Annotated in this window: 13 protein-coding genes and 1 pseudogene; 13 read left to right on the forward strand and 1 reads right to left on the reverse strand. The window is 37.3% G+C overall.

Annotated elements, in window-relative coordinates; all coding sequences use genetic code 11:
* The first annotated feature begins 152 nt into the window (after positions 1-152).
* The 3 genes from F7984_RS08155 (at position 153) to F7984_RS08160 (ending at position 3651) form a co-directional block, all read left to right on the forward strand.
* Positions 153-908 (forward strand): NAD-dependent epimerase/dehydratase family protein, encoded by a 756-nt coding sequence (locus F7984_RS08155; RefSeq protein WP_140461354.1) that lies wholly within the window; start codon positions 153-155, stop codon positions 906-908.
* 78 nt (positions 909-986) lie between these two features.
* Positions 987-1109 carry a hypothetical protein gene (locus tag F7984_RS19520; RefSeq protein ID WP_258188141.1) on the forward strand — a complete coding sequence of 41 codons (123 nt, stop codon included), beginning with the start codon at positions 987-989 and terminating at the stop codon, positions 1107-1109.
* Positions 1110-1383: 274 nt separating this feature from the next.
* Positions 1384-3651, forward strand: a complete 2268-nt coding sequence (locus tag F7984_RS08160; protein WP_140461355.1) for an AraC family transcriptional regulator — start codon at positions 1384-1386, stop codon at positions 3649-3651.
* Positions 3652-3699: 48 nt separating this feature from the next.
* Here F7984_RS08160 and F7984_RS08165 read toward each other — a convergent pair whose 3' ends face one another.
* The gene (locus F7984_RS08165) at positions 3700-4569 is read right to left on the reverse strand and encodes a carbohydrate ABC transporter permease (RefSeq protein WP_066099743.1); all 870 of its coding nucleotides are present in this window, start codon (positions 4567-4569) and stop codon (positions 3700-3702) included.
* Between the two features lie 280 nt (positions 4570-4849).
* Between F7984_RS08165 and F7984_RS08170 the strand changes: the two genes are divergently transcribed.
* From F7984_RS08170 to uxaC, 10 genes and pseudogenes are all read left to right on the forward strand, one after another.
* On the forward strand, positions 4850-5836 hold the full coding sequence (locus F7984_RS08170) for an ABC transporter permease (RefSeq protein ID WP_077247914.1): 987 nt from the start codon (positions 4850-4852) through the stop codon (positions 5834-5836).
* Positions 5837-5872: 36 nt separating this feature from the next.
* Positions 5873-6499 carry a YesL family protein gene (locus F7984_RS08175; protein ID WP_066099741.1) on the forward strand — a complete coding sequence of 209 codons (627 nt, stop codon included), beginning with the start codon at positions 5873-5875 and terminating at the stop codon, positions 6497-6499.
* Positions 6500-6570: 71 nt separating this feature from the next.
* Positions 6571-8067 carry an extracellular solute-binding protein gene (locus tag F7984_RS08180; RefSeq protein WP_066099736.1) on the forward strand — a complete coding sequence of 499 codons (1497 nt, stop codon included), beginning with the start codon at positions 6571-6573 and terminating at the stop codon, positions 8065-8067.
* Positions 8068-8148: 81 nt separating this feature from the next.
* On the forward strand, positions 8149-9714 hold the full coding sequence (locus F7984_RS08185; protein ID WP_066102191.1) for a glycoside hydrolase family 43 protein: 1566 nt from the start codon (positions 8149-8151) through the stop codon (positions 9712-9714).
* Positions 9714-10835 carry a glycoside hydrolase family 88/105 protein gene (locus F7984_RS08190; RefSeq protein WP_140461356.1) on the forward strand — a complete coding sequence of 374 codons (1122 nt, stop codon included), beginning with the start codon at positions 9714-9716 and terminating at the stop codon, positions 10833-10835. The genes F7984_RS08185 and F7984_RS08190 overlap by 1 nt, the downstream gene beginning before the upstream one ends.
* Positions 10836-12194, forward strand: coding sequence for a glycoside hydrolase family 28 protein (locus F7984_RS08195; protein ID WP_066099730.1), 1359 nt, complete (start codon positions 10836-10838; stop codon positions 12192-12194).
* A gap of 13 nt (positions 12195-12207) precedes the next feature.
* Positions 12208-13110, forward strand: a complete 903-nt coding sequence (locus F7984_RS08200; protein ID WP_140461357.1) for a dienelactone hydrolase family protein — start codon at positions 12208-12210, stop codon at positions 13108-13110.
* Positions 13111-13123: 13 nt separating this feature from the next.
* Positions 13124-14038, forward strand: a pseudogene (locus F7984_RS19340) (pectinesterase family protein); the annotation flags it as partial.
* A gap of 15 nt (positions 14039-14053) precedes the next feature.
* A complete protein-coding gene (locus F7984_RS19345) occupies positions 14054-14776 on the forward strand; it encodes a rhamnogalacturonan acetylesterase (protein ID WP_258188198.1) in 723 nt (240 codons plus the stop codon).
* A 681-nt stretch (positions 14777-15457) separates the two neighbouring features.
* Complete coding sequence (gene uxaC, locus F7984_RS08210; RefSeq protein WP_140461358.1) at positions 15458-16888, forward strand: glucuronate isomerase; 1431 nt, start codon at positions 15458-15460, stop codon at positions 16886-16888.
* The last annotated feature ends 40 nt before the right edge of the window (positions 16889-16928 follow it).

Genomic DNA, 16928 nt, shown 5'->3' on the forward strand with positions numbered 1-16928 from the left:
CCCTTTTATGAGCCATTTACTTGGCTTCTGTGAGGTATCGGATATCACAATTCTTAGGTATTTTTATAAATATGTTGAGTTTGTAAAAAAAAGGGAGGGGTAAAATGAGATATATAATAGCGATTTGGTATATTTAATCTAGGGAGGAAGATATGAAAAAAAAGGTAGTTATAATTGGCGGATCAGGAACCATTGGTAAAGTGCTAAATGAAGGTCTTAATGAAAAATATGAGGTAATTATTCTGGATAAACAAAAACCATCCTTTCAAGCTGAATTTATCGAAGTGGATGCCACTAATTTTGACCAATTATTAGAATGCATACCAGGTGATTCTGATGCTTTGGTCAATTTGCTAACAATCAAGACAGAACATGATTTGGAAGTTATTGAAGAATTTCATAAAATGACAGAAATTCATTTCATCGCTTCTTTCTATATTTTACGTGCCGCTGTTGAATTGGAAATTCCTAAAATTGTCTATGCGAGCAGCAATCATACAACAGATAGGTATGAAAGGGAAGGGAGGTCTACATTTGGAAGAGAGATTAATATTAGCGATTATCCTAATTCACGAGGTCTTTATGGTGTATTGAAGTTTGCTTCTGAAAGTATTGGGCACATATTTTCTAAAGAGATTGGATATCCCCATTCGGTCATTAACCTGAGGATTGGTACTGTAGTCCCCTATGAAAAAGAAGCGGTAAAAGAAAATGAACGTTTGCGTCATACATTGTTATCGCATACAGATGCTGTACAATTATTTGACTTGGCAATAGAATCTACAGTTAAGTATGGGACTTATTATGGCGTCTCAGATAATCCTGATAAGCCATGGACAACAGAAAATGCTTGGAAAGAGCTTGGATTTATATCAAAAGTGAATGCAATAGATGTGTCTAAAGAGTAGGGGCCGCCATTTAAATGAAGGTAGGCCTTTTTGTGTGCCTTAAAACCTCCTTTATATCAAGTATGTGGTGCCAAGTGTTTGGATAGAGAAATCCTATTATTAAAAAGCATGATTGCGAAGATTCCAGAAGAAATCAGCCATTCAGAAACAGGTTCTTCTTCAATGATTAGCACGAGCTTAATACCACTCAATCGACCATAATAATGATTTATGTAACTTGCTTGTATTTTTCTATAATGCTGTCGTTATATGAAATATTTCATTAATATTCGTATTTTTCATCAATTAATATATTAATCAATTAGCAATGTTGGAATTTAATTGGAAAAATACAATCAATATTATAGCGGAAGATGGCCAATGAATATCTTTCATAAAATTATTATAAATATTTCGTATTGACACTTTTTTACAGAATACTATATGGTTGTTTATGTAAGCGTTTGAATAATTTTGGCAACGAGGGGTGTTTAGGATGAAGCATAAACCCAAGTACTTTTACCGAATATTTTTCCCATTCGTATTGGTTGGAAGCCTTGTAATGATTATCTTTAACTGTTTTGCATTCCTTTTTACGAGGGATTCTCTGGAAGAGAAAATTATAGTTGAAAAACAAGAAAATGTCGTTCAGACAATGAATACTCTTGAGCAAAAACTTCAAGTAGTAGACTATATATTTAACGCTTATATTTATGATTCATCCTTTAATTCTATTGTCAGCGATTCTTTAACTGCAAAGGATTTTAGTACATACAAAGAAATTGATCAGCAATTAAATTACATATCCTCCTTTGGCCCAAGCCAAACTATAGCTGAATTGATTAGCTTAAAAGGTAATTGGGCAGTAGGAGAACACGGGTTAGAAAGGTTATCGAACGAGAAGAGAGAAATGATTATAGAAAAATATCTTTCTCTTCCCCATGTATCTACCTGGTTGAAGGAAAAAAAAGAAGCCAACATTAAGCTTGTTAAGCAGGTACCATTTTCCCAATCAGATAAAACAGGTGTATTGGTTGTTACGATTCCCTTAAAATCGTTTGGGGATCTGATATACAAACCGTCACATAGTGATCCAATCTACATCTTAAATCAGGAAGGTTCTCTACTTTATCACAGTAATGCTCCTGCCTCAAATGAGGATCCTATTGATCTGGACATTTCAAATGTAATAAGAACCAGTGATAAGCCGACAGGGCTTATGAAGGTAAAAGGAGATAAGGATGAATACAAGGTGGTCTATTCCAAGTCTAGCTATAATGGTTGGGTGTACATTACTAAAATAAATCAATCAGAAGTTGCCCAAGCGATGAAACCTACAATTATTGGAATAAGTGCGATGAGTATCTTTATGCTATTGGTGACAATCGTGATTGCTTATATAAGTTCAGACTATTTTTCAAAGCCGATTAGAGAACTTCAGAATTTTATTCCAAATATACATAAAGAAGGAGTTCGCGATGAATTTGAGCTAATCGGAAATTCTCTGAAAGATGTTATGAAAAAAAATGAATCTTTGGAAAGCATGGTGACTACTCAGCATGAGCAATTGAAGACTTTATTTATGCTTCATTTATTTCATGGCCGATTGGATGAAGAGGAGATTAATGAGGAATTACGCAGTTTTAAATTTCCGCAGGACTGGCGCTGCCTCTATGTCCTTGCAATTCAGTTTGATGGTGTGAATAATTCAGATTATACAAGAAAGGATAAGGACTTGCTTTTATTCTCAATTAATCAAATTGTATCTGAAATGATTGATGAAAACGAAAGATTAGCGCCAGCCGTCATTGATGACAATACTCAGGGTACAATCTTTTTAGGCAGTGGAGAAAAGAATGATAATGATATTACCATCCTGAATCAATATGCTGAAAGTATACAAAAAAAGGTGAAAGGCATATTTAATTTAACGATTAGTATAGGGATTAGCAGTCCTTACAAGAAGTTAAGCGACAGCAAGAAGGCGCTTAAAGAAGGAATAGATGCATTAAAATATCGGTTAAAAGTGGGAAAGGAATCTATTATTTTTTATGAAAGTGTATCTTCCATCCTATCAAACAATCAGATTAATACTTATTTCCCTAAAACACTAGAAAATCAATTATTCGATACTATTAAATTAGGTGACAGTGAAAAAGCAAAGGATACATTGTATCAGCTGCTTGCAGATTTATTTAAAAACAACCCAAATCCTCTTGGACTTGAAGTCAATTTGATGAGGTTTTTGAATGATTTATTGAATCTCATGCAAATTATGGGGATGGAACAATTGACAATGGAAGAGCATCAAACCATTTATCAAGCGATATCTGATATGAAAACATCCGAGGAAATTGAGAGATTTGTCACTGATAGAATCGTGTATCCTATGATAGATACTGTATCAGAAAGAACTGATTCACAATATAAGACGATCTCCAGTAAGATTATACATATTATTCAAACGGAATTTGATCAAGATCTTTCACTTGAAGTAATTGCGTCTCGTCTCCATTATAATAAGAATTATTTAAGTAGTATATTTAAGAAGGAATTCAAGCAATCATTTAGTGAATACTTAGCTTTTTACCGTTTTGAGATGGCTAAAAATTGGCTCATTGAGACAAATATATCTGTTAAGGAAATATCAGAGAGGCTTAGATATAATAACTCGCAGAATTTTATTCGTTCATTTAGGAAGTTAGAAGGGACTACACCAGGAAAATATCGAGAACTGCATCGGAAGGATGAAATGTCAATGTAGGCGTAAAAAAGAACAGTCTGATTACAAACCAGACTGTTCTTTTATGGGTTACGCTTTCACTGAGCCGACAAAAGCACCTTTAATAAAATATTTTTGCAAGAAAGGATATAGAATCAACATTGGTAGAGTGGCGACAGAGATAACCGCCATTTTAATCGTTTGGGCAGGAGGAACAACCTCGACAACTGAGTTATCTGCCTGCATGCCGCTTGATACAATGACGATTTGGCGAAGTAAGACTTGAATGGGCCATTTAGATGAATCATTAATATAAAGAATTGCGTTGGTATATTCATTCCAATAGGCAACCGCATAGAACAAAGAAATTGTTGCGATTGAAGGTAATGAGAGAGGTAGGATAATTTTAATGAAAATCATAAAATCATTGCACCCATCCACTTTTGCTGATTCCTCCAGGCTTTCGGGAATCGCTTGGAAAAAATTCCTCATGATAATGAGATTGAAGGCACTGATTGCGATAGGCAAAATGAGTGCCCAGTAGGTATCAATTAACCCTAAATTTTTGACTACCAGGTAAGTCGGGATCATGCCTCCACTGAATAACATCGTAAAAACGACCACAAAGTTTAAGAACCGTCTGCCAACCAAATATTTTCGGGAAAGGGAGTATGCCATTAAGGATGTCAGAACCATACTAACGAGCGTCCCTACTCCAGTCACCCCAATCGAAACGGCAAAGCTTTTAAAAATGGTTGGTGTTGAAAAAATATACTCATAGGCACTTAAAGTGAAGGTTGTGGGAAACAAGATAAAATCCTTTTCAACTACCTCTTGGGTAGTAGCAAAGGAGCTGGCAATTACATTTAGAAATGGAATGAAGCATGCCAGGCCAATAATAAGTAATAATGAGTAATTGAAAAAATTAAAAATTCGATTTCCGATACTCTTCTCTTGCAAGTAAACCCCTCCTTAAATATTGCTTATCCTCACTATATCAAGCTGTCTTTTGGAACGTCTATAATCATTTTTTCAACTGATATCCATGCAATTAACTAAGAGAAAAATTGGTATGCTCAATTCTAAAAGAAAGTAATCATTACATCAGATTAGTTTTAGAAAACGCTTACAAAAAGCTGTTAATTCAGCAATCTAACAGGATGATTATAGACGTTACTTGAAATTTTCTTTAATTTTAAAATCAGGAACATTGAAGTAAGAAAAAGGAGGGATGTTTTTGATGAAGGATACAGCGGTTGTCGTCAAAGATGATCCGCAGGGAACAGCAACACTCCATAAAAGAACTGGGGTGAAGAATTTGAGCAAAAGGTTCATAACGAACCTCATTAAATATAAATTTCTTTATTTAATGTTGTTACCTGGTCTGTTGTATTTTATTATCTTCAAGTACTTTCCTATGGGAGGATTAATCATCGCTTTTCAGGATTATCAGCCTTTCCTGGGAATCAGCGAAAGTCCATGGGTGGGATTTAAACATTTTATTCGCTTATTTACAGAACCAACATTTTTTACATTATTATCAAATACATTAATACTTTTTGCATTAAACCTGTTTATTTTTTTCCCGATCCCTATCATTCTCGCGCTCATGTTAAATGAAGTAAGAATAAAAATGTTCAAGAATGCAATACAAACAGTCATTTATATTCCGCATTTTATGTCATGGGTCATTATTGTTTCTATTTCTTATGTATTTTTAACAACCGATGGGGGCATTGTTAATGAAATGCTTGCCCAGCTTGGAGGTCAGAAGGTTGATTTCTTAACGGATGGTGCCTGGACTAGAGCAATTTATATACTTCAGATTATATGGAAGGAAATGGGTTGGTCGACAATCATTTATCTTGCAGCAGTAACAGCGGTTGACCCTCAGCTTTATGAAGCGGCTAAGATGGATGGAGCGAATAGATTAAGGCAGATATGGCATGTTACTCTTCCCGCCATTCGTCCTGTAATCATCATTCTTTTAATCTTGAAAATTGGACAAACACTTGATTTAGGATTTGAACACGTTTATCTTCTATTAAACTCATTGAACCGTGAAATGGTAGAAATCTTTGACACGTATGTGTATACGGCTGGATTGAAAAATGGACAATTAAGCTATAGTACTGCTGTTGGTTTATTTAAAGGGTTGGTCGGACTTGTTCTAGTCATAGGTGCCAACAAACTCGCCAAGAAGTTTGGAGAGGATGGGTTGTATTGAAAATGATAGCGCTATCATTATGTGGAGGGGAAAGAAATGGATAGGTTTGGTGAGGGTTTAAACAATGCGTGTAATTTTGTCCTCATGTTGGTTTATCTGCAACTCTTATGGTGCCTCTTTACATTAGCAGGTGCTGTAGTTGCAGGAATAGGACCATCCACTTGCGCGATGTTTACCGTTTTACGTAAATGGATCCGTGGAGATAAGGATATTCCGATTTTTAAAACATTCCTTAAAGTCTATCGAACAGAATTTAAAGAAGCTAATCTTATCGCGATTGGCTATATGGCGGCTGGAATTATTCTGTATATAGATTTATTGTATATAGAATCACAAGCTTTAAGAGGGCTTTTGATTGTAATAGGATTTCTCTATCTGATTTCACTACTATTTATTTTTCCGATGCTGGTTCATTATGAATTGGAGAAGGTTCGAGATAAGCTGAAATATTCCTTGATTATTGGTATTTCGTATCTGCAATACTCACTGATTTTGATTATCATGCTAGGTGTTGTCTACTTTTTTCTCTTCATGATACCAGGTATTTTAACTTTTATAGGTATTAGTATTGGCGCATATCTCATTATGTGGATGACGCATCAGGTCTTTAAGAAGATAGAACTTCAAACAACTTATGTACAAAAAGAAGAAAAGGTTTCCTAGCGAGAGAGGAGGCGGAATAACAAATCTGCTTTTAACAATATAATCTAATTTTTTATATAGGAGGAATGGAAATGAAAAAAGCAAGCGGAAAATTATTGGCTTTATTGGCTGCTTCCCAGTTAGCGTTGTCTGCATGTTCAAATGATCAAGATACAAGCGGTGAGAGTTTTGCTGCTGATTCAAAAGTAGACGTTACTTGGACAGCGATTCTACATACCGCATCACCGCCGACGGATGTTATACATGAAAAAATTGAGAAGTTAACCAATTCCGATATTACGTTTAACTGGGTGCCAGATGCCTCCAAAGAAGAAAGAATAACCGCAGCCCTAGCATCTGGAGAGCTCTCGGAAATTGTGTCTTTAACCATGCTTACAAATTCATCTGTCAGACAATCCTTAAAATCCGGAATGTTCTGGGATGTTGAGAAGTATCTCGATGACTATGAAAATTTAAAAATGATTTCAAAAGATATGCGAAAGGCAGCTTCCATTGATGGGAAATTATATGGTGTGCCATTTCAAAAGGATTTAGCTCGATCCGGCTTATTGCTCCGTAAAGACTGGTTAGATAAGCTCGGATTAGATGTACCAACAAATTTAGACGAATTATACGAAGTAGCTAAAGCGTTTACAGAGGATGATCCGGACGGAAATGGGAAGGATGATACGTTTGGTTTTAGTGACCGTAATGAACTGAAATACGGTAGTTTTAAAACGCTTAGTTCATATTTTGGTGCTCCAAATACTTGGGCTGTAGATGAGTCAGGAAAATTCTCCGCGGAATTTGAAACGCAAGCATATAGAGACACGATGAAATATTCCAGAGACTTATATAAAAATGGGTATATGGACAGAGATTTCGCTGTAACACCGAAAAATAATCAAATCGAAAAATTTGCACAAGGTAAGGCCGGTATCTTTACTGGATTGGTCAGCATAACTCAGTTACAAACCATGGCAGAGGGTATACAAGATGAAATGGAAATTGTCCCTGTAAACAAAATAAAGAGCCCGGATGGAGAATATCATATTTGGTCTGAGAACAGTGGTGTTGGCGGGCTAATGGCATTCCCTAAATCTGAAGTTAAATCAGAGAATCATCTGAAACGCCTATTACAATTCATTGATGATTTAATAGGTAAAGAGGCGTTTATGTTAATGACAGGCGGAATTGAAGGAACGCATTACGAATTTGGTGAAAATGAAGAGTTTAAAATTATAGATAATGATTTATGGCAAAAAGATGTCCAGCCTTTCTCAAGCTCACGTCCAAGTGAAATTACTCATACACTCATAGATGGAAATCCTGGAAAACAAAAAGTAAACGAACAAATCAAAGAGAATGCGAGCTTTGCTGTATTAGATCCAACGCTTCCACTGGAATCACAGACAGCAAATGAAAGAGGAACCGAACTTGAAAAGCTGATCATCGATGCTACTATTCAATATATTATGGGAGACATTGACGATAAAGGATTTGATGAGCAAGTTGAAAAGTGGAAAAAATCTGGCGGAGATGCCATGAAAGAAGAATTTGAAGCATCCTATAAGGAAACAAATTCCTAAAAAAACTAACAGTCCTTCTTTATTATACCGAGAAGGACTGTTTATCCATTATTACGACTGAGGGGTGAATCATTCTTGCCAATACAACCAGTTATTCATAACCCAATTCTTACTGGGTTTAATCCAGATCCATGTATCATACGGGTAGATCAAGATTATTATATTGTCACATCTACCTTTGAATGGTTTCCAGGTGTACCGGTTTATCATTCAAAGGATTTATGCAATTGGAGGCACCTAGGGAATATTCTGACCGAGGTGAATTTCTCTGGGAATCCTGATTCATGCAGTATTTGGGCGCCGGCATTAAGCTATCATGAAGGTATTTATTATTTAGTCTATACGGATGTGAGAAGAAGTAAATTTCCATTCAAGGATGCTCATAATTACCTGATAACTGCGTCCGATATTATGGGACCGTGGTCAGAACCTATTTATTTAAATAGTGGAAATTTTGATCCTTCATTGTTTCATGATGAAGACGGAAAGAAATGGCTGTTAAATGTACATTGGGATTATCGGATCGAAGGAAGAAATAAGTCTGTTGGAATTGTTATGCAAGAATTTTCCGCTGAAAAGAACAAATTAGTCGGCCCCATATTTAAAGTGTTTGACGGTACTGTTTTACGCAAGACGGAAGCTCCCCATCTTTACAGGCATAATGATTTCTATTATCTTGTGACAGCCGAGGGAGGAACAGGACGTACACATGCCGTTACTATTGTAAGATCAAAGGATATAATCGGCCCTTATGAAGTGGATCCTCAAAATCCCATGTTAACCTCGGCCAACAATCACGAATTAATGCTTCAAAAGGCTGGTCATGCAAGTCTTGTTTGCACACAAAACGAGGAATGGTATATCGCTCATTTATGCAGCCGACCTATTGATGGAAACTATTCCATTCTTGGCCGCGAAACAGCCCTGCAGCGTGTGTGCTGGAGTGATGATGGATGGCTTCGTCTGGCGTGCGGTGGAAATGAACCGGAAGTAGAAGTACAGGCTCCAGCATTAACGCCGCATCCATTTCCGTCAGATAATCAAGATTTTGATGATTTTGACAATCTGCAACTGCATAAATGTTGGAATACGCTTAGAATGGCACCAAAAGAAGAATGGTGCAGCTTATCCGAAAGGAAAAGCCATTTGCGGATTAGAGGCGGTGAGTCCCTTCACTCCTTGCACGAGCAGCATCTGATTGCAAGAAGACAAGAGGATCTAAAATGTGAAGTGGAAACATCAATTGAGTTTGAACCAGATACATTTTTACAAATGGCAGGGCTTGTGCTCTATTTCAATACGGATAATTACGTTTATTTTTATATATCCAGAGATGAAGTGGTAGGAAAATGCCTTCAGATCATGCAGTGTGTAAAAGGTGATTTTAGTGTATGCAACCAGGTCTATTCGATAGAAGGCAGCCAAGTATGCGTATTGAAAGCAACGATAGAAGGTACGATGGCCAGATTTTTTTACAAGACGAATGTGAAGGATTGGACTGCAGTTAAAGAACCTATCAGCATTTCCCATCTTTCAGATGAAGGAAATGGTTTTACAGGTAACTTTGTTGGAATATGTGTACAGGATATGCAAGGAACAAAGAAGCATGCGGATTTTGATTACTTTTCATATCGGAGGGGAAGTTGATGGAGAAAACAGCCACGAAAAGTTGGGCACAAAGAATGGTAGATTCATGTATGGTGAGAAGGCCATTATTGTCTTCGGGTGTTAATAATGATAAATGGTCTTATGATTATGGAGTGGTCCTAAAAGGAACAGAACTGGTTTGGAAGCAGACAGGAAATAGATCATATTTCAAATATATTAAGAAAAACATGGATGCTTTTGTGAACGAGGAAGGGGATATCCGCGAATATCGGCTCAGCCATTATAATATCGACCATATTAATAATGGCAAGGTATTGATAACTCTTTATAAGGAAACTGGTGAGGAAAAATATAAAAAAGCTATTGATTTACTGCGCAGCCAATTGCGCACACATCCACGCACATCACAGGGCGCCTTCTGGCATAAAAAAGTTTATCCTTATCAAATTTGGCTTGATGGATTATATATGGGATCTCCATTTTATGCAGAATATGCGATATTATACGAGGAAGAACGTGAGTATGATGATATAACCAAACAGTTTATCATATGTGCCGAGCATACGAAGGATCCCAAAACCGGGCTATTCTACCATGCATATGATGAAAAAAAGGTCCAGCCGTGGTGTGATCCGGAAACAGGGCTTTCAAAGAATTTTTGGGGACGTTCAATGGGATGGTTTGTGATGGCCATAGTAGATGTATTGGAAATACTTCCTGAAAATCAAAAAGACAGGGGTGAATTAATCTCCATTCTTCAAGGGGCGCTTCTGGCATTGAGAAATGTTCAGGATCCACAATCTAATGTATGGTATCAGGTTCTTGACCAAGGTGACAGGAAAGGTAATTATCTTGAAGCATCAGCGTCCTGCATGATTGTATATGCGATTGCAAAGGGCATAAGGCTTGGTGTACTGAACGATGACTGGAAGGCGATTGCATCTAAGGCATATCAAGGAATTCTTGATGAATTTATAACCGTAACCGCTGAAGGACTTGTGAATCTAAACAAAAATTGTCAGGTTGCAGGTCTCGGGGGGCCGGATAAACGAGATGGCACATTTGAATATTATATTAGCGAACCAATTATAACGAATGATTTAAAAGGAGTCGGAGCTTTTGTTCTTGCTGCAGCTGAAATGGAAAGGGGGGATTTATAAATGAATCATGTCACCCATAGTTTCTATAATATTAACGATTTTGGAGCTGTTGATGATGGGGAAACCTTAAATACAAAAGCAATTAATGAGGCTATATTAGCTTGCTCGACAGATGGAGGGGGAACGGTCTATATACCTTCAGGACGTTTTCTGACAGGTGCAGTGATATTAAAAAGTAACGTTCATTTATATCTCGAGGCTGGGGCCTACGTAACTTTTTCTAATGACTTAAATGAATATCCAGTTGTAACATCCAGGTGGGAAGGAGTAAAGAGGGAAGTGTATGCATCATGTCTATATGCAGAAGATGCAGAGAATATTTCTGTTACAGGACATGGAGTTTTAGATGGGAATGGCGAGTTTTGGTGGAAAATCTTCCGAAAGAATGAAAATAAGTATCCAAGACCAAAGCTGGTAAGTTTTGATTCATGTAAACATGTTTTGATTGATGGGATCAAAATGATTAATTCTCCGAGTTGGACAGTTAATCCCATTTGCTGTGAGGATGTGACAGTCCATAATATATCCATTCTTAATCCGGCAGATTCTCCTAATACAGATGGAATCAATCCAGAGTCTTGTCGGAATGTACGCATTTCTGATTGCCATATAGATGTAGGCGATGATTGTATAGCTATTAAGTCGGGAACGGAAGATACGTTAACCCGAGTGCCATGTGAGAATATTACTATTACAAATTGCACGATGATTCATGGTCACGGTGGAGTTGTGATAGGTAGCGAAATGAGCGGGGATATTCGGAACGTGACTGTAATGAACTGTATATTCGAAGGGACTGACAGGGGAATCAGGTTGAAATCAAGGAGAGGACGCGGCGGGGTGGTAGAAGATATTCGTGTCTCCAATATTGTCATGAATGGAGTGATTTGTCCGTTTATTGCTAATCTTTATTACTATTGTGGACCAAGAGGAAAAGATAAGTATGTCTACGATAAAAATCCCTATCCGGTAACTGAAGAAACACCGCAATTTAGGAGAATTCATTTTTCACATATAACAGCCCGTGAAGTGAGTGCGGCAGCTGGATTTTTATATGGTCTTGCAGAAAGATTTGTAGAAGACATTACATTTGATTATGTTACAGTTGCAATGGCTGAGGAAGCAGAGCCAGGATTGCCGGCAATGATGGATGACCTTGAGCCGATGAAGCAGAGAGGATTCTTTTGTTCAAATGTTTCAAATATCCGTTTTAACCATGTTACAGTTGAGAACCACACTGGCCCAGCGTTTTATGTGGAAAATGCTCATAATATTGAACTATCCAATTGCCGTTCGAAAAATCCAATGGATGAGACAGATCCCCTATATGAGTTTAATAATGTCACACTCATTGATTAGGAGGATTTAGCAAATGAATGAGACATTGCAGGGTGATAGAAGAGCGCTTCTATATTCCTTACTAGGAGATTTGCCTGAGCGTAGCAATACATTATCTTGTCGAAAAGTAAAAGAACTAGCCGTAGAAAATTATATGGTCGAAGTTATTTGGATAAATGAAGTAATACCGGCTTATTTTGCTCGGTCCCGTAATGTATCAGGGAAAATGCCAGTTGTAATGTTCAACCATTCTCACGGAGGTAATTATCATATTGGAAAAACAGAGTTGCTTCATAGTAGTACCTATCTTCAATCAGAATCTTATGCTAAAGCACTGACGGATCTGGGATATGGTGTTTTATGTATGGACATGATTGGATTTGGAGAAAGGAAAGGGAAAACGGAAAGTGAATTGTTTAAGGAAATGATCTGGAAGGGTGAAGTTTTGTGGGGGAGAATGGTTTATGATAGCCTTCGTGGGCTTGATTATTTGGTTGAAAGAGAGGATGTCGATTCTTCGAGAATAGCCACACTTGGCATGTCCATGGGTGGATTGATGTCATGGTGGCTTGCTGCTTTGGATACGCGAATACGAATCTGCATTGATATCGCTGCCCAGGTTGAGGCGAATACATTAATCGCTTGCAGAGGTCTTGATCATCATGGTTTTTATTCTTATGTGCCAGGTCTATTAAAGTATTTCCAGACATCGGAAATACAGAGTTTGATTGCACCTCGCCATCATCTTAGTCTGGTTGGTACGGATGATAAGCTGACCCCGCTTGCAGGTCTGGATATTATCGACGACGAATTAAAATCAGTGTATGATAAGGCAGGATTTTCCGAATACTGGAAAATGATTCGCTACATGTGCGGCCATATTGAAACAAGCGGAATGCGAGAAGATGTCCTTATGTTTTTAAAAAATCATTTATAGGGTGTTGATTTGTATGATTGTTGCAAAGGATGGTACTGGCTCTTTTACAACCATTCAGGAAGCCATTGACAGTATTACGAGTACAAATCAGGAGAGAATCACCATCTATATTAAGGATGGTATTTATAAGGAAAAGCTTGAAATTCATAAACCAAATATCTCATTTGTTGGTACTCATCGGAACAAAGTGAAAATTGTATATGATGACTATGCCAAAAAGGAGTTTCCGAACGGTGAGAATATGGGTACATTTTGGTCATATAGTACCATTATTACTGGTGATGGATTTTATGCAAAGAATATTACGTTTGAAAATAGTGCGGGAAGCGGGAGTATTGTTGGACAGGCGATTGCTGCCTATGTTGATGCCGATAGGGTAGAATTTCACCATTGCTCATTCCTTGGAAGTCAGGATACGTTATTTACGGGACCGTTGCCGCCAAAGCCAATTGAAACAAGCCGATTTGGAGGTCCAAGAGATGAAGAGGAAAAAAGAGCAGGTAGGAGCTATTTTTCTCATTGCTACATTGAAGGGGATATCGATTTTATATTTGGTTCGGCAACGTCTGTATTTAAAAGTTGTGAAATCCACAGCTTGAATCGAAACAAGGAAATAAACGGGTATATTACAGCTGCCTCTACTCCGTATGAAGAGGCTTATGGATATGTTTTTTTTGATTGTTTTTTAACCAGTGATGCCAAGCCCAGGAGCGTTTATTTAGGTCGTCCATGGAGGGATTATGCCAAGACTGTCTTTCTCCGTTGCTGGATGGATGAGCATATAAAAGAAACTGGTTGGCATGATTGGGATAAGCCATTAGCCAGAGAGAATGCCTATTACGCAGAGTATGACAACCATGGTCCTGGAGCGGACATGGACAAGAGGACGCCCTGGGTGCATATACTACCCAAGGAAGAAGCTGAAAATTATAAAATTGAAACGATTTTTGGGTCTCTTCAGAATTGGCCGACACTCGGAAAGTTAGAAAAAGCGGGGGTTCACATATTCCTGGCAGGAGATTCTACTATGGAAGAAGTCAAAGCTGACCAAGGGAATAAACGGGGGTGGGGTGAATTTTTAGATCCGTTCTTTATCGATGGTGTTCTAATTATTAATGAAGCCCGCGGTGGACGCAGTTCAAAAAGTTTTATCAATGAAGGTCATCTAAATTTGATACTAAATAGAATCATGCCTGGTGATTATTTGTTTATCCAATTCGGCCATAACGACCAAAAGGCTGAAGAGGAAAGAGCCACCGATCCCTTCACGACTTATCAGGAGTATTTATCAGTCTTTGTAGAGGGTGCTAAAGAGAAAGGAGCGATCCCTGTACTACTAACATCGATCAATCGAAGAACCTTTGATGAAGATGGAAATTTCGTTAATTCACTTGGAAGTTACCCAGATGCTGTGCGTCAGTTGGGTGATCACTTAATGGTACCTGTTATTGATTTATATGAAAAAACAAAGTCTCTTTACGAAACCTTTGGTGCTGAAGAAACGAAGAAGTTGTTTGCTTGGTACGCGTTGACTAATCCATCAAATCCTACAGATGATACTCATTTCAGTTCATATGGGGCAGAAAAAATGGCAGAGCTTGTGGCAGAAGGAATAGAAGAGTTAGGCCTTCCACTTAGGGAATATCTAATAAAGAATTATGTATAAAAATACTGAGAGGCATGGTTATTAAATGATACTCATGCCTTTTTGGGTGCGCTCGGCAGTGGTGTAAGCTTTAGGGATAAGGTCCCGAGCCTCGAGGGCAGAAAGTAGGGGTTAGCCAAAAAAGCAGCAGATTTAATACCAAATGCCAATATGGCATCGGTTGAACAGAGTAATCATTTACCTTTTGTAGAAGAGGACGAGAAATACAAACTACTTGTAGATTAAACAGTAGATTATTAGATATGTTCAGAAGTCAGGAACTCATTCACAAGCTAAGAATGATGTGAAAGTGCTAAAGTTCATAATTGGTTAAAGAAAGGCTGTAAGAAATACTTCTAAGATGATTGCGGCTCCTTAATAAATGCTGAGATACGTATGGAGGTTGTTCTCTTACAATAATTCATAATGATAAATTGAAAGCGCTTATTTTTTGAAATTAATGATCTATATATCTTGTAATCAGAACTAGAATAATTTAACATTAAAGGTAGAATACCAATGTTTGTTAGTTAAAAGTATAGTATGGAAAGTTAGTAATCATGCACTTTATTCTATATATTTGCTAAATTGTATGTGTTTGTTTTCTAAAAATGTTAACGTGTGCAAAAGTGGGAGATTAGATTAAACGTGGTAGTTAGTTCATTTTGAATGCCCAACCTATAATAGAAAGCTGGTGCTATTATGAAGAAATTTATGGATGAAGATTTCCTGTTAAATAATGAAACAGCGATTCGCTTATACCATGATTTTGCAAAAGATATGCCAATTATCGATTACCATTGTCACCTAAGTCCAAAGGAAATATATGAAAACAAACGTTTTAGAACTATTACAGAGATTTGGTTATACGGTGATCATTACAAATGGCGTGCCATGAGAAGCAACGGAATCGAGGAAAAGTATATTACTGGAGATGCAACTGATTATGAAAAATTTCTGGCCTGGGCAAGAACTGTTCCTATGACAATAGGTAATCCATTATATAACTGGACACACCTGGAATTACAAAGATTTTTTGGAATCGGCGATTTGTTGAACGAAGATAGTGCTCCGGAAATCTGGGAAAAGGTGAATGTTCTTTTAAATAGCCCAGGTTATTGTGCAAGAGATTTCATCAAAAAATCCAATGTTCGGGTTATTTGTACGACTGATGATCCTATTGATTCTCTCGAATATCATTTGAAATTGCAAGAAGAGGATGACTTTGATGTTCAAGTATTGCCAAGTTTTCGTCCAGATAAGGGACTCGAGATTAATCGCGAAGGGTACCTAGATTGGGTGGATAAACTTCAGGAGATATCTAATGTAAAAATCACTTCCTACGATGCCTTTTTACAAGCCATGGAGTCAAGAGTTCGCTTTTTCCATTCTATAGGCGGAAGAGTATCTGACCATGCCATTGATTCGATGGTGTTTGCTGAAACGACAAAAGAGGAAGTCATTCATATTTTTGAAGAGGCTTTGCAAGGCAAGAAAGTTTCAAGTGAAGATGAAAAGAAATATAAAACATATACGCTGAAATTTTTAGGTGGGTTATATTCTGAACTAGATTGGGCGATGCAGTTCCATATTAATGCGTTAAGAAATAATAACACGAAAATGCTCAATACCCTTGGCCCTGATACTGGATATGATTCTATCAATGATGATCAAGTTGCTAAACCTTTAGTCCGTTTATTGAATGCAATCGAGTTGGAGAGTGGTCTGCCTAAGACGATTATTTATTCGTTAAATGCGAAAGACAATGATGTTATTGCGGCGATCATAGGCAGCTTCCAAGGCGGAGGAGTTCCTGGGAAAATTCAATTTGGAACAGCATGGTGGTTTAACGATAATAAAACAGGTATGTTAGAACAAATGAAGTCACTCGCCAATTTAGGGTTATTTACGCGTTTTATCGGTATGCTGACAGATTCAAGAAGCTTTCTTTCTTATACCAGACATGAATATTTCAGAAGACTTGTTTGTTCATTGATTGCTGATTGGGTTGAAAATGGGGAAGTACCAAATGACATAGAATTCTTAGGGGATATTATTCAAGGGATTTCCTATAACAATGCGACGGAGTATTTTCAATTTGAAAAAGTGGGGATATCAGCCGGGGACTATTAAATTCTAGTTTTTTTGATATGATGGATTGAAGGACTGATAT

The organism is Pradoshia sp. D12, assembly GCF_008935075.1.
Taxonomy (GTDB): domain Bacteria; phylum Bacillota; class Bacilli; order Bacillales; family Pradoshiaceae; genus Pradoshia.